16 protein-coding genes are annotated in these 19,233 nt (G+C 61.8%); 4 read left to right on the top strand and 12 right to left on the bottom strand.

Going from position 1 to position 19,233, the window contains the following annotated elements; genetic code table 11:
• Positions 1-6: 6 nt before the first annotated feature.
• The 3 genes from IB264_RS18615 to IB264_RS18605 are packed head-to-tail and all read right to left on the bottom strand — an operon-like array spanning position 7 to position 2,865.
• Complete coding sequence (locus IB264_RS18615; RefSeq protein ID WP_192433896.1) at positions 7-1,089, bottom strand: ABC transporter ATP-binding protein; 1,083 nt, start codon at positions 1,087-1,089, stop codon at positions 7-9.
• A 47-nt stretch (positions 1,090-1,136) separates the two neighbouring features.
• Complete coding sequence (locus tag IB264_RS18610; RefSeq protein WP_051509368.1) at positions 1,137-1,985, bottom strand: carbohydrate ABC transporter permease; 849 nt, start codon at positions 1,983-1,985, stop codon at positions 1,137-1,139.
• A gap of 37 nt (positions 1,986-2,022) precedes the next feature.
• Positions 2,023-2,865 carry a carbohydrate ABC transporter permease gene (locus IB264_RS18605; protein ID WP_225906239.1) on the bottom strand — a complete coding sequence of 281 codons (843 nt, stop codon included), beginning with the start codon at positions 2,863-2,865 and terminating at the stop codon, positions 2,023-2,025.
• Between the two features lie 237 nt (positions 2,866-3,102).
• Here IB264_RS18605 and IB264_RS18600 point away from each other — a divergent pair, with 237 nt between their 5' ends.
• The 3 genes from IB264_RS18600 (at position 3,103) to IB264_RS18590 (ending at position 7,001) form a co-directional block, all read left to right on the top strand.
• Complete coding sequence (locus IB264_RS18600; RefSeq protein WP_057207188.1) at positions 3,103-4,293, top strand: glycoside hydrolase family 88 protein; 1,191 nt, start codon at positions 3,103-3,105, stop codon at positions 4,291-4,293.
• Between the two features lie 64 nt (positions 4,294-4,357).
• Complete coding sequence (locus IB264_RS18595) at positions 4,358-5,416, top strand: LacI family DNA-binding transcriptional regulator (protein ID WP_057220055.1); 1,059 nt, start codon at positions 4,358-4,360, stop codon at positions 5,414-5,416.
• A gap of 139 nt (positions 5,417-5,555) precedes the next feature.
• Positions 5,556-7,001, top strand: coding sequence for a sulfatase (locus IB264_RS18590; RefSeq protein WP_057220056.1), 1,446 nt, complete (start codon positions 5,556-5,558; stop codon positions 6,999-7,001).
• 299 nt (positions 7,002-7,300) lie between these two features.
• Here the strand turns inward: IB264_RS18590 and IB264_RS18585 are convergent, their stop codons facing one another.
• Together IB264_RS18585 and oiaX are read right to left on the bottom strand one after the other, a co-directional pair.
• Positions 7,301-8,602 (bottom strand): four-carbon acid sugar kinase family protein, encoded by a 1,302-nt coding sequence (locus tag IB264_RS18585; RefSeq protein ID WP_057216967.1) that lies wholly within the window; start codon positions 8,600-8,602, stop codon positions 7,301-7,303.
• Between the two features lie 3 nt (positions 8,603-8,605).
• Complete coding sequence (gene oiaX, locus IB264_RS18580; protein WP_057216965.1) at positions 8,606-9,862, bottom strand: 3-oxo-isoapionate-4-phosphate decarboxylase OiaX; 1,257 nt, start codon at positions 9,860-9,862, stop codon at positions 8,606-8,608.
• 150 nt (positions 9,863-10,012) lie between these two features.
• Here oiaX and IB264_RS18575 point away from each other — a divergent pair, with 150 nt between their 5' ends.
• Positions 10,013-10,729: a transcriptional regulator NanR gene (locus tag IB264_RS18575; protein ID WP_057220057.1), complete on the top strand. Its 717-nt coding sequence runs from the start codon at positions 10,013-10,015 to the stop codon at positions 10,727-10,729.
• 24 nt (positions 10,730-10,753) lie between these two features.
• Here the strand turns inward: IB264_RS18575 and IB264_RS18570 are convergent, their stop codons facing one another.
• The 7 genes from IB264_RS18570 to IB264_RS18540 form a co-directional block, all read right to left on the bottom strand.
• Positions 10,754-12,619, bottom strand: coding sequence for a hypothetical protein (locus tag IB264_RS18570; protein ID WP_084814012.1), 1,866 nt, complete (start codon positions 12,617-12,619; stop codon positions 10,754-10,756).
• Entirely contained in the window at positions 12,616-13,650 is a 1,035-nt protein-coding gene (locus IB264_RS18565; RefSeq protein ID WP_057220058.1) for a Gfo/Idh/MocA family protein, read from the bottom strand. Before IB264_RS18565 ends, IB264_RS18570 begins: the two co-directional genes overlap by 4 nt.
• 2 nt (positions 13,651-13,652) lie before the next feature.
• The gene (locus IB264_RS18560; RefSeq protein ID WP_025430261.1) at positions 13,653-14,720 is read right to left on the bottom strand and encodes an ABC transporter permease; all 1,068 of its coding nucleotides are present in this window, start codon (positions 14,718-14,720) and stop codon (positions 13,653-13,655) included.
• A complete protein-coding gene (locus IB264_RS18555) occupies positions 14,720-16,264 on the bottom strand; it encodes a sugar ABC transporter ATP-binding protein (RefSeq protein ID WP_128090340.1) in 1,545 nt (514 codons plus the stop codon). Before IB264_RS18555 ends, IB264_RS18560 begins: the two co-directional genes overlap by 1 nt.
• Positions 16,265-16,266: 2 nt before the next feature.
• The gene (locus IB264_RS18550; RefSeq protein ID WP_057220061.1) at positions 16,267-16,905 is read right to left on the bottom strand and encodes a DUF2291 family protein; all 639 of its coding nucleotides are present in this window, start codon (positions 16,903-16,905) and stop codon (positions 16,267-16,269) included.
• Between the two features lie 69 nt (positions 16,906-16,974).
• On the bottom strand, positions 16,975-17,916 hold the full coding sequence (locus tag IB264_RS18545; RefSeq protein ID WP_025430264.1) for a D-ribose ABC transporter substrate-binding protein: 942 nt from the start codon (positions 17,914-17,916) through the stop codon (positions 16,975-16,977).
• A 117-nt stretch (positions 17,917-18,033) separates the two neighbouring features.
• Entirely contained in the window at positions 18,034-18,861 is an 828-nt protein-coding gene (locus IB264_RS18540; RefSeq protein WP_084814014.1) for a phosphogluconate dehydrogenase C-terminal domain-containing protein, read from the bottom strand.
• Between the last annotated feature and the right edge of the window lie 372 nt (positions 18,862-19,233).

Below are 19,233 nucleotides of genomic sequence, written 5' to 3'. Positions count from 1 at the left end.
CTGAGCCTAGTCGGCAAGCCTGCGCCCTTCGGCGTCGAAGAGATGGCAATGTTCCGGCGCGATGCTGACGCTCAGCGTTTCGCCCGTGCCAAGCAGTGTCTGGCCTTCCATGGCGACGATGAGCGCCTGCTTGTCGGGCATACGCCCATAGACGATGGTCTGGCCGCCGAGATGCTCGATATGGGTGATCGTCAATGTCCCCAGATGGATGCCGCCCGCGCCGTTGGCCCTGATATGCTCCGGGCGAACGCCAAGACTGAGGGTCGCCCCGATCTCGGCTCTCTCGACCAGCGGCACCGCGACATCGGCACCGGCAAGACCGATGACAACACCGTCGTCGCGGCGCCCCACCACGGATACATCCAGGAAATTCATCTTGGGCGAACCGATGAAGCCGGCGACAAAGCGGTTGACCGGCCTGTTGTAGATTTCGAGCGGCGTTCCCTGCTGCTCGATCCGGCCGGCGCGCAGCACGACGATCCGGTCAGCGAGCGTCATGGCTTCGACCTGGTCATGGGTGACATAGATCATCGTGGCGCCGATGTCGGCGTGGAGCTTTGCAATCTCGACACGGGTCTGCACGCGAAGCTCGGCATCCAAGTTGGACAGGGGTTCGTCGAACAGGAAGATTTTCGGATCGCGCACGATGGCGCGGCCGATGGCCACTCGTTGACGCTGGCCGCCCGACAGCTGCTTTGGCTTGCGTTCGAGCAGCTGCGTGATCTGCAGGATTTCGGCGGCCTTGCGCACCCGCTGGTCGATCTCGGGCTTTGGCATGCGCATGGTTTCAAGACCAAACGACATGTTCTTGTAGACGCTGATATGCGGATAGAGGGCGTAGGACTGAAAGACCATGGCGATGCCGCGCTCGGAGGCTGCCTTCTCATTCATCCTGGCGCCGCCAATCGCCAGCTCGCCGCCGGAGATGGGCTCCAGCCCGGCAATCATGCGCAAGAGCGTTGACTTGCCGCACCCCGACGGGCCGACGAAAACGACGAACTCGCCGCTGCCGATCTGGAGGTCGACGCCGCGGATGACCTCGACGGCACCGTAGCGCTTCTGGACTTGCTTCAAAGCGAGCGTCGTCATGGGGCTCCCCTTTCCTATTGCTTGTTCTGTGGTTTTTGTTCGCGGCACTACCGCTTCATGCCCGTCGTCGCGATGCCTTCGATCAGCAGCCGCTGGAACAGGAGGAAGAGGACGAAGATCGGCAATACGGTCAAAGTCGACATCGCAAGCAGAGCGCCCCAATCCGATTGCGCCGTGGCATCGACGAAGGTTCGAAGACCAAGCTGGGCCGTGTATTTCTCGATGTCGTTCAGATAGATCAGCGGCGCGAAGAAATCGTCCCAGGTCCAGATGAAGGAGAAGACTGCGGCGGTCGCCAGGACAGGCGTCGAAAGCGGCAGGATCACCTTGAGGAAGATGCGCAACGGCCCGGCGCCGTCCATGATGGCCGCCTCGTCGAGTTCGCGCGGGATGCCGCGGAAGAACTGAACCATCAGGAAGATGAAGAAGGCATCGATGGCGAAGAACTTCGGCACGACAAGCGGCATGATCGTGTTGACCCAGCCGAACTTGAGAAACATCAGATATTGCGGGATCAGCACCGCATGCTGCGGCATCATCAGGGTTCCGAGCATGAGCGCGAACCAGAACCCGCGTCCCTTGAACTGCAGCCGCGTGAAGGCATAGGCGGCCATCGAGCACGATATCAGGTTGCCGATGACGACCAGGACCGAGATCAGCAGCGAGTTGAGGAACAGGTGGCCGAAGCTGACGCTCAGGCCATTCCAACCGCGTCGGTAGGCATCGAGCGTAAACTCCTGCGGTATTAGCGATGTCGTCGCGAAGATCTCGTTTTCTGGCTTGAAGGAGCTCGAGACCATCCACAGCAACGGATAGAGCATGATGAAGCTCACGGCGGTCAGGAGCGCGTAGACCAACGCCCGCTTCAGCGGCGAGGATTTGGCTCCGTCGGGCATGGCAGCTGCCTCGACGACGTTCGACGCGTAGACGGTATCAGTCATCGTAGTGCACCCAATATTTGGCCGACATGAAGGACAGCGTCGTGAAAATGGCGATGATGACCACCAGCACCCAGGCAAGGGCTGATGCGTATCCGAAACGGAAGTTGGTGAAGGCTTCCTGGTAGAGGTAGAGCGTGTAGAACAGCGTCGTATCGATCGGACCACCGCTGCCGTCGCTGACGACGAAAGCCGAGGTGAAAGCCTTGAACGCGTCGATCGTCAGGATCACCGCATTGAAAAAGATCACCGGCGTCAAAAGCGGCAGCGTGATCTTGAAGAACTGGCGGGAGCGGCTTGCCCCGTCGATGCTGGCAGCCTCATACATATCCTGCGGGATCTGGCGCAGACCGGCGAGAAAGATGATCATCGACGAGCCGAACTGCCAGGCCGCGAGCAGAACCAGGGTGTAGAGCGACGTGGACGGGTTCGAGATCCAGCTCGGGCCTTCGTAGCCGAAAAGCGCCGCCAGAACCTGGTTCAGCACCCCGTCGCCGGCAAACACCTGCCGCCAGAGCACCGCGATCGCAACGCTGCCGCCGACCAGCGACGGAAGATAGAAGATCGCCCGAAAGACCGTCAGGCCGCGCAGCCCCTTGTTCAGCGCCACGGCGATCGCCAACGCGAACATCAGCTTGAGCGGAACCGACAGGAGAACGAATGTGAAAGTCACCCGCATCGCCGTCCAGAAACGGGGGTCGTCGCTGGCAATCCGCACATAGTTCTCGGCGCCGACCCAGTTGGCCGGCCCCATCAGGCCGAAGTCGGTGAGCGAGAGATAGAACGACGAAACGGCCGGTCCCAAGGTCAGCACGACAAACCCCAGCAGCCAGGGCATCAGGAAGCCGTAGCCGCCCAACTGGCTGCGCAGTCGCACGCTCAGAGGCGGCCCTGCATTCGATGCGTCCGTAATGGACATTCCCTCACCCTCCCTTATCGGCGCCGTGGACGTCACGAAGGACGCCCAGACTAGACATAAGAATGAAACCGAAAACATTCTTCGTCAAGCGAAAGTTTCGCTATTGACGAAAATTGCGTAATGAGCAAAAAGATTTCCACACTCAGGAGCACTCACATGAAAATCGAAACCAGTAGCTACTTTGCAGCCTCCGTGCCGGCAGCCGCCACCTCTCATGTTGATCGCCACCAGGCAGCGCTCGTACGCAGCATCGAAAAATTGCGCACGACCATGCCGATCATCGGCATTCGCAACCCGAAGATCGGCTTGAGCGACAATAGCTGGGCCTATTGCAGCCCCTACGACTGGGTCGTGAGCTTTCATGCCGGCCAATTATGGCTTGCCTCGCAGCTAACAGGAGATCCGACATTCCTGAACGCAGCGCGCGCCCGCCGCTCGATCTTTCGGGGCATTCTGGCGCATCGCCGCGCTCAGGACCATGATCTTGGCTTCCAGTTCTCGCTCAGCTGCGTCGCCGAATGGCTGATGACCGGCGAGAAGGAGCCGCGCGCGCTCGCTCTTGAAGCCGCCAATCTGCTGCTCGGCCGGTACCGACCGGAGGGGCGCTATCTTCAGGCGTGGAACGCGCAACCGGCGCATGGCTCCATGCGCGCAGATTTCGCCAACGGGCGGATCATCGCCGATACGATGCAGAACCTCGCCCTCCTCTACTGGGCCTACGGCGAAACCGGACGCGCCGACTTTCGCGAGGCCGCCGACGGCCATGCCGACACCACATTGAAACATCTGGTGCGCGACGACGATACCAGCTTCCACACCTTCCTGTTCGACCCGAGCACCGGCGAGGCACTGCGCGGAGAAACCCACCAGGGCCATGCCGACGGATCATGCTGGTCACGCGGCCAGGCCTGGCTGATCCACGGTTTTGCGCAATGCGCGCGCGTCACCGGCAACAGGACCTATCTGGATGCGGCCCGCAGGCTCGCCGCCAAGGCCGAGCAGCTGATGGGCAGCGACCTCGTGCCCGTGTGGGACTATGACGTCCCCAACCCGAAGAACGCGCCGCGCGACAGTTCGGCCGGCGCCATCATGGCAGCCGGCATCTACATGCTCGCCGACCAGTGCGACGTCGACGAGGCTCAAGCCTGGCGCGGGTTTGCCGACCGCTTGATCGCTGGCTTGCTCGACACCTGCGACCTGACCGAAGATCCAACGGCACTCGGCCTTCTCGCCCATGGCGCGGCCCATGTCGGATCAGGCTATTCCGACACCATGCTTCCCTATGGAGACTACTATTTCATGGAGGCCTTGATGCGGTCGCTCGGGCATACACAATTCTTCTGGTAAGCAGACAAAATGCCAGTCGCTGCGACTCCCAAAAAGCGCAGGAATCTGATGGAGTGGGTTTCCAATGACCGATGATCAACTCGCCACACTGACACTGCGCGACATCGCCGATGCAGCCGGCGTTTCGGTCGCATCCGTGTCGAAGGTGCTGAACAATCGCGGCGGCGTCAGCGGTGAGAGCCGCAAGAAGATTTTGGCTCTTGCCGAAGAACTCGGCTACCTCGGGCGCAACGCCCGATCGCTTCACAAGGCTGGCATCGGAAGCACCGCGTTGATCGTGCCGGCCGAGTACTACTCCGGGTCGCAGTTCTACGAGGATGTGATCCGCGGCGCACTGGACGAGGCAGCGGCGCATTCGCTGAAAGTCGACGTGCAGCTGCTGACGCTCGACACCAAACAGAACACCGCGGAGATCGACGAATACCTGCGTGGCGCGGAGCCGAGCACAGTCATCGCGGTCGGCCTGGACGACCGGGCCGCGATCGACCGGCTCGCCGCAAGTGGTGTGCCGACCGTTCTGATAAACGGCATGGATCGTTCGATGCGCATGGACAGTGTTCTGCCCGACAACTGGTCGGCGGGCTGGCTAGCGACGCGCCGCCTGCTGGAGGCCGGGCACCGAGACATCATGCATGTGACGCTGCCACGGCGACTGTCCATGCAGCGTCGCCTTGAAGGATTTCGCCTGGCGCTGGAGGAAGCTGGAATTGTCTTCGATCCGGACAAGCACCTCATTGATCTCGGCAAGATGGGTTTCCTGGAAACCCAGGCGCAATTGGCCACGCGCCAAGCGCTCGAGAGCGGCAGGCTGGACAAGGCAACGGCGCTTTTCTGCAGCATGGACGTGGTGGCGCTCGGCGTCATGCAGGCGCTTCAGAGCCAGGGGCTTTCGGTGCCCGACGACTATTCGATCATCGGGCTCGACGACGTAGCGATTGCCATGCACAGCCGGCCGCCGCTGACGACGATCAGCATCGATCGCATCGAGCTCGGCCGGATCGGCGTTCAACTCCTGATGAAGCGAATAGCCAACGCCGAAGAAAGCATCACGCGCGTCAACATGGGCGTCAAACTGATCGAAAGGGCGACCGTCGGTCCGCCCAGGGAACGTCCCGCCCGCTGACGACGACGAAACCTACAGGCCTTCACCGACGCCTGCTCACCCCTTGCAGACGGCATGCCACCGCCGATGTCTGACTGACCGGGCTGCCACGGCGAACGCATTGCGCTGCCTTTTTTCCTTGGCTTAGCGAGGATAATCCATGAAGAAACCGAACGTCGTCGTCATCATGGCCGACCAGCTTCGCTACGATTTCATCGGCACATCCTACATGCCGCATCTGCAGGCGCTTCTGGCCGACAGTTGCCTTTTCCCGAACGCCTATTGCGCTTCCCCGCTCTGTGTTCCCTCGCGCGGCGCGTTTTTCACCGGGCGATATCCCAATTCGACCGGTTGTCTGATCAACCCCTGGGTCGAGGTGGACAAACAGCATGGCTTCATAGGTGACGACTTCGCCAACCTGTACGGACTGCTGTCTGCCGATTGGGACGGATGGCACGCGGGAAAGCAGCATCTGATGTACCAGCCACCGCTCGAGATGCGCGAAGGCACGGCGGTCAGGTGGCATGCACTTGAAGAGAATTACGGCGCGTTTCTCGATGCGAGGGGGCACCGTCCACCTGGAGGCCAACGCTTCCGCGGCATCGTTCCGGAACTGACTTCAGGCACCGTTACCTCGGTCGGAGACTATTCGACGCCGGCGACCGGCTGCTATGAGCCGGGGTTCGACAGCTTCTTCGACGGCTATATCCTGCAATCGTCGCTCGGCGCCATCGAGAACCGCGACAGATCGCGGCCACTTTTCCTGAGCGCCATGTTCCTGGCGCCGCATCCCCCCTTCGATGTGCCCGAGCCGTGGTATTCGTTGGCGCGAGAGGTCGAGCCGCCTGACAATGTCGGCCAATGGTTCTCCGGCCAAAGTCCGCTGCAGCTCTACAATCTACCCGGCTTCCTCGGCACCCGTTACAGCCGCGACGATTGGAAAGAGATTTGGCGCGTCTATGCCGGGCTGGTGGCTCTTCTCGACCATTGCATCGGAGCGATCGTTTCCAAGCTGAAGGCTGAAGGCATTTACGACGAAACACTGATCGTGTTTACGAGCGATCATGGCGAGATGCTCGGCTCGCATCGCCTCTGGCAGAAGATGTGCATGTACGAGGAGGCGATCCGCACACCTCTCCTGTTCAAGATGCCGGCGCCCATGGCCGGCATCGGGGTCTGCGACCAAGCGGTCAGTCACATCGACGTCTTGCCAACGATTTGCGACATCGTGAACGTCGAGAAACCCAAAGACCTTCCCGGCCGCTCCCTGATGCCGTCGATCAACGCCGGGACGCCTTGCGAGCATAAGGATATCTTTGTTCAGTTCGACGGCAATGGCGCCCTGGGCAACTTCTCGCGGTGTATCATCCACCAATCGCACAAGCTCATCGTCGACATCTTCAAGGACGAGGTCTTCTTTGAGCTTTACGCGCTGGCAAGCGACCCGCAGGAAACGACCAACCTGGTCGTGGAGCGCGAAGATCTGGCCGCATACTTGTTTTCCAAACTGACCGAGCACATGCGGCTAACAGGAGACCACATCGCGCTTGGCCCTGATGCGCTCCAGCAGTTCATACTGCGCAGGAAAGCCTTGGCCTTCCCTTAAGCTCCGGTCATTACCCGCCCTACGGCTACTGGTGGACAGCTTCGAGGCCGCCACAGCGAACAAGTCGTCGCTCTGAGGTTTACCGACATCTTCGCCGATCAAGCGCACCCGATCTCATCTTGGAGATCATGCCGGCGCTGTCCGCTGGCTGAAGGTCGACCTTCGAATATGAGCATTTCGAAGAATGATCCGGCAGCTCGCCCGGGCGGCCCAGTCGCACGTCTGCGTTAAACGGAGGCGCGGAAACGCTCTATCTCTTTATTTCCAGCCTAACGTTGGTGTGCCGCTCACCGCCCGAGTTATACTTTGCCCGCTCTGATCATGGAAAAATAGTCGTCGCCGCCAACCTGCCCGCCCTTCAGCGCGATCTGCAAGCCATCCACCGCACCGCCATGAGCGATGCAAAGCGGCGAGCCCGGCGTCTGCGGCAGGGGCATCTTTAGCGTCAGTGCCAAAATGCCCATCTGACCGAGCGCGTGGCTTGACGTATCGCCGCCGGCCACCACGGCGCGCGAGATCCCGGCGCGCTGGACAAGCGCCGACTGAATTTGGCCGAGCGCGCGGCCGAGGCGATGACGAGCGCCTGTCGATGAATCGAGTTCGCCGCCCCGATCGGCAGATGGACCAAGCGCCGTGTAAAGCACGACACTGTCGCCGCCTTCCAGCACCTTGAGGCCGGCTTCGATCGCCACGGCAATTGCAGCTCCGGCCTCGTCGCCGGAAAGTGCAAGAGGATCAAGCGTGACGCCGCCAAAACCGTTTGCGAGCGCATGGCGAATTTGCCGCTCCGTGGTGGGAGAAACGCTGCCGGACACGACCGCGATGCGATCCACCGGACCGGCCTCGGCAAAGACAGGTTTGTCGCCGATCAGACCCTCGTTCCGCCATGCGGGGATCAAGGCATATTCGACACCGGAGGATCCGCAAATGAAGCCGCTTCTGGGATGCAGCGCGTTCCAGACCAAGGCACCGGCGGCGGCCTGGGTCAACGCGTCGAGCACGTCGATGAGCAGGATGTCGGCGTCTTCAAGCGCCGACCGGCCCAGCAGCGCGACATTATCGATGAGTGCCGAAGAGAGCTTTGTCTGGCGCGCGAGATGCATCAGCAGATTGGACTCGTCCATCGGCGTGACCGGATGGCGCGACATGACCGGATGACGATCGATGCGGTAGTTGCGGCCTTGATAGGCGGCGAAGAGCTCTCCGAAGGCCGTATATCGGCGGATCTGGGGCGCGCCGACGATGAGTGGCACGGTCGCTTCGCCGAAGACCGTGCGGCCGATCTCGATCGCCCGGCCGATATTGCCGACATGCGGCGCGGAATCGAAGGTCGAGCAGACCTTATAGTGGCAGAGTTCGGCGTCGAGCGTCTTCAGCCAGCCGAAGGCTTCGCGAAGGTGCACGTCCATCCACTCAGGCGTTTCGCTGCGGCTCGTGCCGGCAAGGCCGAAGGCGCGCGCGCCGTCGAAGCGCGACAACAGGTCCGCGTCCGGCACTTTCAGGAAAAGCACCGTTTCGACACCGTTCGAGGCGAGCGCCTCCATGACGTCGGTTGAGCCGGTGAAGTCGTCGCCATAATAGCTGATCAGCGGTCGTGTCATGGCTCAGGCCGCCTTGCCATCGGCAAATTTCTCGATGGATTGCGCGAGTTCCGGATGATCCTGCGCGTAAGCGTCCAGCGGCACGCCCGCGACCGCCGCCTCCCATGCCTGCTTGACCGCCTTCACGCCCGCTCCCGGCCCGCCCGGATGGCTGACGATGCCGCCGCCGCAGAGGTAGAGAAGCGCTGTCGATCCACCGGTCGCCGCGATCGTATCGGGCGCCTGCCCGCCCCACTGGCCCGAGCAGACCACCGGCAGCGCCCTGTCGTCTTCCGAAAACAACGGCGTGCTGATGGCCTTGTAGGATTGTACGAAACTTTCGTCCGGCTCCCAGTATTTCACGCGGATGCCGTTGATCTGGAATTGGTCGATGCCGAGCAGGCGCCAGAACTGCTGCCAGACGGAAAACTCGAAGCCGAGGCCGGCATGGCGCGTGAGGATATCCCAACCATTGCGGTGGGCATGCAGCACGAGGCTAGAGCGCTTGCGCAGGAAGGCGAGACCACCAAAACCGATCGAATTGATGTTGACCACGGCGCAATTGCCGCCGGCCTCAAGGACCATATCGTGGTTGCGCATCATCTCGTCGGGGTCGGCGTGACTGATGCCGAAGGCGTACATGACCTTCTTGCCGGTCTTCTGCTCGTGGGCGAGGATTTTCGGCATGATCGCCGCGACACGATCCTTCAGCGGCGAATAGGCCGGGCTCATCAGCTTCTCGTCGTCCTTGATGAAATCGACGCCCGCCTCGATCAACTCGCCGACCATATCAGCTGTTTCATGCGGCCTGAGGCCGAGCGCCGGCTTGACGATGGTGCCGATGATCGGGCGATGCTTCACACCGGTCAACGCGAAGCTTCCCGCCACGCCGAACTGCGGCCCGAGATGGGCCGCCGCAAATTCCCGCGGCAGCTTCATATCGACGATACGGATACCTGTGAGCCCTTTGATGGAAAACACGCCGCCGATGGCGATGGTCATCAGCGCGGAGAGATCCGTGCCCACCGCGTCCATCGGGAAGTCGATGTCGACATCCGCACGGTTGAACTGTTTGGCGCCACCCGCTTCGTCAGAGAAGGAGGCCTGGTGCGTGGGCGGCAGCGGACGGACGGCGACGACGCGCGCCGCCACGCGCGCCTTCAGCTCTTCCGTCTCCCCCGGCAACGCCACGAAGGTGCCTGTCGACTGGTCGCTGGCGATCTTCGACGCCATCGCTTCTACAGATCCGGGCGTCTCTATCCGATAGGTCAGACGGATCACGTTCTCTCCTCCCGCATCCCGTGCGGCACGCTTGTTAACGGCTACAAACTGGTATAATGAGTATTTATGTTATTGCAAGCCGGCTGCGGCGAAACCTGTTGCAGCATGGGAACTTGATGCATAATCAAACCTGTCGAAACCAGGTGACTCATGAACGTTGTTTCCGAACCGATCGTCCGCAAGAAACTCTCCGATGAAGTGTTTTCGCGACTGAAGCTCATGATCGAGACCGGCGAGCTGAAGGCCGGCGACGACATGCCGTCCGAACGCGAACTGATGGAACGCTACGGCGTCGGGCGCCCGGCCATCCGCGAAGCGATGCAGGCGCTCGCCGGCAAGGGCCTCGTCGAGATTTCCCAAGGCGAGCGCGCCAAAGTTTTGCGCATAACCGCGGAATCCATCTTCCGGCAGGTCGATCTGCCGGCAAAGCTGATGCTTTCCGGCTCTTCGGACTCGCTGGAACACCTCAAGAGCGCCCGCATCTTCTTCGAGCGCGGCATGGTCCGCGAGGCGGCAGCCAAGGTAAGCCCGGCACAGATCGCCGAACTGCGCGGGCTGCTCGAAAAGCAGAAACAGAGTCTCGGCGATGCGGATGCCTTCATCGATGCCGACATGGAATTCCACCACGCGATCGCCCGGATTTCGGGCAACCCGATCTTTGCGGCCGTCAGCGGCGCGATGCTGGGATGGCTGAAGTCCTACCATACGGAAATGCTCATATGGACGGGCCGCGAGGACTTCACACTTGCAGAACACGCGGAAATCATCCGCGCGATCGAAAAGGGTGACGCCGATTTTGCCGAACAGGCGATGGTAAAACACCTGGAGCGCTCCCGCGCACTCTATGCCCTCAAGAGCCAGAAGTAGTATCAACGTAGGTTGGTATAACGCTCAGATGAAGATCTCGACGCAGCCATAGGCTGGTAGAGTGACGTGCTGTCCTGACGCCAGGACTTTCTCACCGCTCGCAATTTCCACGACCTTTCGCGGCGTAGCAGTGAGCAACACTGTCTGCGGCGCAGGCGTTATGTTTGCCAGAAGCAACCGCTCCCGGGACGCCAGCCCCAGCACCGCATCCGGCCGTGAGGTCTCGACCGCGACAACCTCTTCGCCTGCGAGTGCCCCGAGACGGGCCAGCACATGTGCAAGCGGCCGCAACTCGCCTTTCGCGGTCGTCTCCCCCTCACCGGCGACAAGCCCGAAAGGGCCTGCAAGCGTCGAAAGCGTCAGGACTTCCAGTCCTGCAGAGGCCACGGTTGCGGCATAGGCCAGCGCCCAGGCGGCGCCGAAACGTCCATTGTGCCGAGGGTCGACACTGGCCATCGGGATGCGGCCGCCGGCCGGATTGTCCTTCGTGGCATTGCCATAGGGATTCTGGCGCATGGCGATGGTGGAAGGGCCGATGCGATAGGGCTTGTCGCCATAGATTGCCCGCGTGGAACGCACGACATCGCAAAGGGCCTCGAAGGTCTGCATGACGGAAAGGTCATCAGCCGCATGCACGATCGGGTTGGTGCAATGGCTGACATAGTCTATCCGATCACCGGGCACGTGCTTGCGATTGAGCTCGGTGAAATAGCTCATCATGCCGCCGCCGAGCCGAACGCCGGGAAAGGCTGCCCGCGCCGCGGCATAGACATCCGCGAGCGGCGGGCACTGCGGCCACTGACTGCCGGGCGGCGTTGACTGACGGTCCACTGACGGGCAAACGAACAGCGTATCGAGCGCCAGACCAGCCTTTTCGATGAACGTGGCGAGTTCGGCCATTTCCTCGTCAAGCGGGCGCTTGCATGGCAGGGCAAGTTCCAGTGTCACCTTGAGGCCGGACCGCTCAGCGATATCCGCGTATCCTTCCAGCGCTGCGATCCCATGTCCGGCGCCAGGATCGAAATGGGCGATCAGATGGCGCGCGTCGATCGTTTTGAGGACGGCAAGCGAGGCGAGTTCGTCGGCGAAGCATTCCGGCCGCAAGCCGACGCCGAGCTCCGGAAAGCGAAGTGCCGTCGGCGCCAGCACAAGCGTGACCAGATCCGACGCCACCGCGAATGCCGCGCCCTCTTCCGCCCGGATGCCTACGGTAATCCGCTGGCCGAACGCTTCGCCCTTCGGCACGCGGTAGGGCCAGGGTAGCGCCAGTGGCCGCACATAGGTCTTATAGGATCCGTCGGTCCAGTTGCGCTGGTCCTCCATCTCGAAGACGTCGCCACCGAACTGCGTTGTTGCCTCGATGCCCGGCGCAACGCGATGCGTGATCGCCGCGATATCCTTGAAAGGTTGCCAGGGCTCAATCTGCTCCGGCCAATGCGCCTGCTCGATACTGCCATCGCCATGCCGGACTTCCACTGGCTGGCCCGCGACGCCGACGACCGGGTGCAGCACGGCGAAGCCGGCACGGGCCGTCTCGAAGTCAGCGTCGCTGATGCAGTCTGCGGAAAAGCTCACCGTCCGCTCGGATCCGGAAATCGCGACCGCGCAATCGAGATTGGCGCCCGAAGGCGCGGTGAAGCGGGCGCTGTAAGTGACGGAGAAACCCTGTTCTTTCTCTTCGACGGCAAGGGCACTGATCATGGCATTGCAGGTGCCCCAATCCCCGTCGCGCACCAGGAAGGCGATCGCGCGCAACACCTCATAGCCGCGGAACCGAAGGCTGCGAAGATTACCGTCCTGAAGCGCCACGCTCAAATCGCCGGCGATGAGCGTGCGGCTTTCGGGCTCACGCTCCCGGGTCCCGTAGAGCAGCAGCGCGTCTTTGTTCATCCCAGCAGATCCACAAGCGAAACGGTCTCGCCGCGCCTGGCGCTAAGATAGGCGGCTTCGACAAGGGCGAAGGTTTGCAGATTGTCGCGGCCGGAGGTGTCCGGTTCCTGCCGCGCGGCCAGCCGCTCGACCCAGTGCTTCTGGATCAGCGCCACGCTCTCCTGAATGTTGTGCCATGGCCGCGAGGCCCAGGGGAGCAGCTTCGGCGCGACGAGGCTTTCCGTCGTGCCCTCTGGCCCATGGACGGTGAGCTTGTAGTCCTTGCCGAGACGGAGCGTGCCCGTGCTGCCGTCGATCTCGACGAAGGTCTGCGGGAACGGTTCTTCCGGTAGCTTGCTCGCATAGCTGACATCGACGATCGAGGTGATGCCGTTGTCGTGGCCGAGCAGCATGGTCGCCACATCCTCACCGGCAATGTCAGGATTGATGCGCGCCGTGCGGGCAGTCATTCGGTGCGCATCACCGAAGAGAAAACGGGCGATGTCGAGCGAATGGATGCCGAGGTCCTCGATGATGAAGCGCTTGCCCTTGGCGAGATAGGGTTGGCCTGAAAAGACATCGAAGCCGGAACGGAAGGAGATGCGGCCCCAGAAGGGCGTGCCGATCGTGCCACGGTCCAAAACCGCCTTCACTGCGAGGATCGGCGTTTGCCAGCGGAAGTTCTCATGGATCATCAGCGGAATGCCAGCCCCGTCGGCAGCAACCACCATGGCCTTGGCATCCTCAAGGGTCGGCGCGAACGGCTTCTGGCAGATCGCTGGCACCTTATGGCTGGCGGCAAGCTCCACCAGTGCCCGATGGCTGCCGACCGTCGTGGCGATATCGACGAAATCGAAGCCGCCATCGGCAAACGTCGCCTCTGCCGACTGGTAGCGCCGCGCGACGCCGAACTGGTCGCCGACGATACGCAACCGCTCCGGATCGCGGTCGCAGATCGCCACGATCTCCACATTGGCAATATCCTGCCAGCCATGCATCTGGTTGACGGCGAAGAAACCGCAGCCGATCAGCGCGCCCTTGATCTTGGCCATGCTCAGCCTGCCTTTGCCATCTGCATCAGGGCCACGCGCTGCTGCAGGCGGCGCTGTGCCTGGTCCACCACCACGGCGACAATGATCACCAGGCCCTTGATCACCATCTGCCAGAACGAACTCACGCCCATCATCACCAACCCGTCCGACAGAATGCCGATCACGAAGGCGCCGATGATCGTTCCACCGATCGTGCCGCGCCCACCGGACATGGATGTACCACCGAGAACTGCCGCTGCAATAGCGTTGAGCTCGAGATTGGTGCCGGTCGCGGGATGCGAGGCCATCAGTTCCGAGGAGATGACGAGGCCGACGATCGCCGCGCAGAAACCGGAGAACATGTAGACGAACATCTTGACGCGGTTGACACGGATGCCCGACATGCGGGAGGCGCGCTCATTGCCGCCGACGGCGAAGATGTGCCGGCCGAGCGGCACGAAGCGGGCGAAGTAGGCCGCACCCAACGCCACGACGATGAGGATCCAGACGGAGACCGGAAGGCCGAGGATCGAGCCGGAGCCGAGATAGCTGAAGCCCTGGTTGCCGAGGTCTTCCCGCCCGTTGAGATTGGGCAGGGTCTGGCCATCGGAATAGAGCAGCGCCATGCCGCGTGCGACATAGAGTGTGCCGAGCGTCGCAATGAAGGGCGCAACGTTCAGCCGTGTGATCAGCAGACCGTTGACCGCACCGATGAGGATGCCGACTGCCATCACGATGATCGCGACCTCGACGATATTGAAATAGACCGTGTAGCCGAGCGGCAGCGCCACGCCGTACATGATCAACCCGCCCGCAATCATGCCGCAGAGCCCGACGATCGAGCCGACGGACAGGTCGATGCCACCGGTGATGATGACAAAGGTCATGCCGATGGCGAGAAAGGCGTTCTGCGTCGCGTGCTTCGACATCAGGATCATGTTCGCGGTCGACAGAAAATTCGGCGCGAAGATCGAGAAGAAGATGATCACCGCGAAGAGCGCGATGAACGTCCTCAGCTTCATGAGCGTGAGCAGGGCCGCCCCAGTGGAGAGGCTGTTGCCAGCGGCGGCAGTTTGCGTTGCTGTCGTCATCACGCATGCATCCTTTTGGTTTTATGTCCCTCTGCGGAGGCCGAGATGACCATCTCCTCAGTGGCATCCTTGCGGTCGACCACCGTAACCAGGCGGCCGTTGCTCATCACCGCGATGCGATCGGAAAGGGCCATGACCTCTTCCAGGTCGGAGGTGGAGAACAGGATGGCGAGCCCCTCGCCCGCCAGGCGCCGCATGGTGCGGAAAACGTCCGCCTTGGCGCCGACATCGATGCCGCGGCTCGGCTCGTCCATCAGCAGCACTTTCGGCCCGGTCATCAGCGCCTTGCCGATGACGACCTTCTGCTGATTGCCGCCCGACATCGAGGTGACGTCGAAGTCCGGGTTCTTCGCCTTGATCGAAAGATTGCGGATCGCGTCCAGGATCGCCTTCTTCTCAAGCTTGAGATCGATGTGGAAGCCACCCTTCAGGAACTGGCCGAGGCTTGCCATGGAAAGGTTGTCAGCAATCGACATGGACTGCACGAGGCCCTCGCGTTGGCGGTCTTCCGGGATCAGCGCCAGGCCCTCGCGGATGCGGCGGGTCGTGTCACGCCCCTTCAGCTCCTCGCCCTCGACGAAGATTTTCCCCGTATAGTGCTCGTGGCGGCCCATGATGCATTCGAAAAGCTCGGAGCGCCCAGCGCCCATGAGACCGTAGATCCCCAGGATCTCGCCCTTGCGAACGCCGATCGACACATGGTCAACGGCATAGCCGCCCTGCGCGCGCGGCAGGCAGATGTTTTCGGTGCGAAAGACCTCTTCGCCCGGCTCGTGCTCGACCTGCTTGGCAAAATCCTTGGCATCCGATCCGATCATCGAGCGCACGATCCAGCGCGTATCGATGTCCTTGACCATGGCATGGCCAGTGATCTCGCCGTCCTTCAGCACCGTGATGTAGTCGCCGATGCGCATCAGCTCTTCCAGCCGGTGCGAGATGTAGACGATCGCAACACCGCGCGCTTTCAGGTCCGCAATCACGCGGAAGAGTACGTCGACTTCGGCGGCGCTGAGCGCCGAGGTGGGCTCGTCCATGATAAGGATGCGGGTGTCGAGCGATACGGCGCGAGCGATCTCGACGAGCTGTTGCTGGCCGATCGGCAGGTCTTCTGCAAGCGTTTCGGCGGAGATGCCTGCTTCCAGGCGATTGAGGAATTCGTTGGCTTTTTCCACCTGCGCCTTGTGGTCGATGCCGCGGGGGCCACGTGTGATCTCGCGGGTGGCAAAGATGTTCTCGGCAACCGAGAGATTGCCGAAGAGGTTCAGTTCCTGGAAGACGATACCGATGCCGTGGCGCACCGCGTCGGCGGGACTGTTCAGGTGGATGCGTTCGCCATCCATCCAGATCTCGCCGAGCGTCGGGCGCTCCACGCCGGCGATGATGCGCATCATCGTCGACTTGCCGGCACCATTTTCGCCGACGAGCACATTCACGGCACCGCGGCGAAGCTTCAGGTCCGCCTTCTTCAGCGCCACGATACCGGAATAGGCCTTGGTGATGTCCTTCAGTTCGAGAATGACGTCGCCGTCGTCGAGATTGGCCATCGTCAACCTCCCACGGTGATGGTGGCAGGCACGAATTGCGGCAACTGACCCTTGGCCGGCAACGGATAGGCGCCGGTCGCTTTGAGCGTCTTGCCGGTGAGCCCCTCGCGCGAAAGCTTTTCAAGCAAGGCGCGGTTCACGTGGGTGTTGAAGGCCTTTCCGTACTGCGCCCATTCGATCTGGTTCTTGAACTCGTTGAAGTTCACGAATTTCAGGCTGTCGCGCAACGCCGTGCCGCGGATGGCCGGGCCGATCGAGACGCGCACGTCCGCCTTCGTGTCGCCGTCCACGTCCACATCAACGTAGGCCGCGCGTGATTTCGTCTCCTCAGCGACGATCACGCCGTCGACCTTGGCGGCAAAGGTCCATGGCGCGTTGCCCTGCTTTTCCTTGTGGCCGTATTTTTCCGCCGCCGCGTCCAGATTGTTTGCGGCAAGAGCGGTGACATCCTTGAACGCGCCTGCACGCTCGACGAGATAGGGTACGACCTTCGCGTCCCAAATGTCGGCGACCAGCCTGTCGGGATTGAAGGCGCCTGCCGCCGCTTGCTTCTGTTCGTCCTCGGTCTTGACGAATTTGCAGCCGCTAAGCGCAAGCGCGCCGGCAAGCATGAGTGTACAGGCAGCCTGAAACCTCAGCATTCCCATTCTCCGTCATAAACAGCAAACGCGAGGCAGGGTTTTCCCCTGCCTCGCGCCATTGCGAGAGGATTATTCGGAGAGCGCGAAGGTTTCGAGCTTGCCGGCGTTGTCCGCTGTGATCAGCACGCAGTCCATCAGCTGCTTTTCTTCGGCCGGCGCCTTGCCGGTCGTGATGTACTCATGCGCCTGGGTAACGGCGAGCTGGGCCTGGGCATAGGCCGGCTGCATGACAGTTGCCTTGATGCCGCCCGCCTTGATCGAGTCGCGCACATCGTTCGACCCGTCGAAACCGACGACGATAACGTCCTTGCGACCGGCAGCCTGCAGAGCCGCGATCGCGCCCATTGCCATCGTGTCGTTGCCGGCGATCACGCCCTGGATGTCCGGATTGGCCTGAAGGATGGTCTCCATCTTGGAGTAGCCTTCGGTCTGGCTCCAGTTGGCCGACTGCTGGGCGACCATCTTCATGTCCGTATATTCGTCCATGACGTCGTGATAGCCCTTGGAGCGGATGCCGGCATTGAGGTCGGCTTCGCGGCCGAGCAGCTCGACATAGTTACCCTTCTCGCCCATCAGCTTGACGAACTCTTCGGCACCAAGCTGCGCGCCCTGGTAGTTGTTCGAGACGATCTGGGAAACAGCGACGCCCGTGGCGTTGATTTCACGGTCGATCAGGAAGGAGGGGATGCCCGCATCCTTGGCCTTCTTTACGGCGGCGATCGAGGCTTCCGAGCCGGCATTGTCGAGGATGATCGCCTTGGCGCCGCGGCCGATTGCCGTATCGATGAGTTGCGACTGCTTGTTGGCGTCGTCGTCATGAACGAGAACCAGTGTCTCGTAGCCGAGCTCCTTGGCCTTGGCTTCCGCGCCTACGGCTTCCGCCTTGAAGAACGGGTTGTCGTGGCTCGGCGTGATGATCGCGATGAGATCGGCAGCAAACGACGGCATGGCAACGCCAGCCGCCATGACGGCAGCAAAACCGATAGTGATCAGTCTACGGGTAATGTTCATGTTTCTCCTCCCAGTTAGCCCCGGTCTCCTTCGGCCATCCCCCCATTGAAAATGGCCTCCCGGTGCGATTCTTTGCCGGCGCGTGGCGCCGTCAGCGCGGACCAAGCCCGCCGTAAATCAGGTGATGCGCTGGATGCTCGCGGCGATTTCCGCGGGCTCGAACACGCGCTTCCAGTCGTCCTTCATGAGCACGGGCTTTCCGAACTCGATCGCCTTGTTGCAGGCATCGGAGAAGACGCCCGGTGTCTCCTCGAAGATCACGGCGCCGAGCACGTTCATGTGGCCGAGCAGGAAGTCGCGGGCAGCCTCCTTGGCAACGCCGCGGCGCACGCATTCGTCCATTGCTTCGCGCATAACGACGAGCAGCGAAGCGCAGACCGTTTCGGACAGGCCCGGCTCCAGCAGCGCCATCTGCTCGACGGTGACGCGGTGCGAGCGCATGACCGGCGCCCAGATGACCTTGGCGATCTCTTCGCCGAGCGCATAGGCACTTTCCGGACCCTGCATCAGAGCGGAAACGATGTGCTGCTTGGCCGCGATGCCGCCAAAGAAATCGCGCTTGGCCGCTGGATCCGTCTCGTCATTGAAGATCGGCGGATGGCAGGGATGCGTGACGAAATAGGTAAGGTCCGCGCGCTCGGGCAAATGGCCGGCAAATGGGGCCGCGGCATCGAGCGCCACGACCATCATGCCCGGCTTCAGCCTGCCGGCAATGCCGGCCGCGACCTTGCCGATCGCAGTATCCGGAACCGCAAGAATGACGACATCGGCACCATCTAGGCCCTCATCGGCGGAAACGCAGGCGATGCCGAGATCCTTCGAAAGGCGCGCCTTGCCGGTGTCGCTCACTTCGACATGCCGGACATCGAAGCGCGAACCCTTCAGATTCTTGGCGAGCCGATAGCCCATTTTGCCACCGGCACCGAACAGCGCGATCGATGTCATCGAAGACCTCCCTAAATGCAAGTGACCGGAGCCAATCTCGTCCAGCCGAAACGTTCCTCCGCCGATCCCGGCGTAGGTCTATATTTCTCAACTGGTATAACATGTCAACAGGTATCATAAGATACATGTTATCGAGATCTGCGAAACCGCGCCGGCAATAGGACGGCTCGATTGCAAGCCGGGTAGAGGCATCTGCCTGCACAAGGCCTGCCCACAAGAGGGGCCGCATCACAGACGTTCGACTACCAAAGCACTGAAACCCTCTGGGCTGATCCGCAACTGCTCACCGAAGAACGCAGGCGTACTCGGCGGCCGTCGCCTGGCGGAGCGTGGCTTGACCTGAAACAGCTGGGACAAGTCGTCGTGAGGACG

Origin of the sequence: Ensifer sp. ENS11 (genome assembly GCF_014851895.1) — a bacterium.
GTDB classification, from domain to species: domain Bacteria; phylum Pseudomonadota; class Alphaproteobacteria; order Rhizobiales; family Rhizobiaceae; genus Ensifer; species Ensifer canadensis.
This window is presented reverse-complemented; position numbering and strand designations above follow the sequence as displayed.

Excerpts from the sequence above, each read along its gene's own strand:
- IB264_RS18550 (WP_057220061.1), bottom strand. The coding sequence starts at position 16,905 with ATGCTGAGGTTTCAGGCTGCCTGTACACTCATGCTTGCCGGCGCGCTT.
- IB264_RS18540 (WP_084814014.1), bottom strand. The coding sequence starts at position 18,861 with ATGACATCGATCGCGCTGTTCGGTGCCGGTGGCAAAATGGGCTATCGG.
- IB264_RS18545 (WP_025430264.1), bottom strand. The coding sequence starts at position 17,916 with ATGAACATTACCCGTAGACTGATCACTATCGGTTTTGCTGCCGTCATG.
- IB264_RS18615 (WP_192433896.1), bottom strand. The coding sequence starts at position 1,089 with ATGACGACGCTCGCTTTGAAGCAAGTCCAGAAGCGCTACGGTGCCGTC.
- IB264_RS18565 (WP_057220058.1), bottom strand. The coding sequence starts at position 13,650 with ATGGCCAAGATCAAGGGCGCGCTGATCGGCTGCGGTTTCTTCGCCGTC.
- IB264_RS18555 (WP_128090340.1), bottom strand. The coding sequence starts at position 16,264 with ATGGCCAATCTCGACGACGGCGACGTCATTCTCGAACTGAAGGACATC.
- IB264_RS18590 (WP_057220056.1), top strand. The coding sequence starts at position 5,556 with ATGAAGAAACCGAACGTCGTCGTCATCATGGCCGACCAGCTTCGCTAC.
- IB264_RS18570 (WP_084814012.1), bottom strand. The coding sequence starts at position 12,619 with ATGAACAAAGACGCGCTGCTGCTCTACGGGACCCGGGAGCGTGAGCCC.
- IB264_RS18575 (WP_057220057.1), top strand. The coding sequence starts at position 10,013 with ATGAACGTTGTTTCCGAACCGATCGTCCGCAAGAAACTCTCCGATGAA.
- IB264_RS18610 (WP_051509368.1), bottom strand. The coding sequence starts at position 1,985 with ATGCCCGACGGAGCCAAATCCTCGCCGCTGAAGCGGGCGTTGGTCTAC.
- IB264_RS18605 (WP_225906239.1), bottom strand. The coding sequence starts at position 2,865 with ATGCCCTGGCTGCTGGGGTTTGTCGTGCTGACCTTGGGACCGGCCGTT.
- IB264_RS18560 (WP_025430261.1), bottom strand. The coding sequence starts at position 14,720 with ATGACGACAGCAACGCAAACTGCCGCCGCTGGCAACAGCCTCTCCACT.
- IB264_RS18595 (WP_057220055.1), top strand. The coding sequence starts at position 4,358 with ATGACCGATGATCAACTCGCCACACTGACACTGCGCGACATCGCCGAT.
- IB264_RS18585 (WP_057216967.1), bottom strand. The coding sequence starts at position 8,602 with ATGACACGACCGCTGATCAGCTATTATGGCGACGACTTCACCGGCTCA.
- IB264_RS18600 (WP_057207188.1), top strand. The coding sequence starts at position 3,103 with ATGAAAATCGAAACCAGTAGCTACTTTGCAGCCTCCGTGCCGGCAGCC.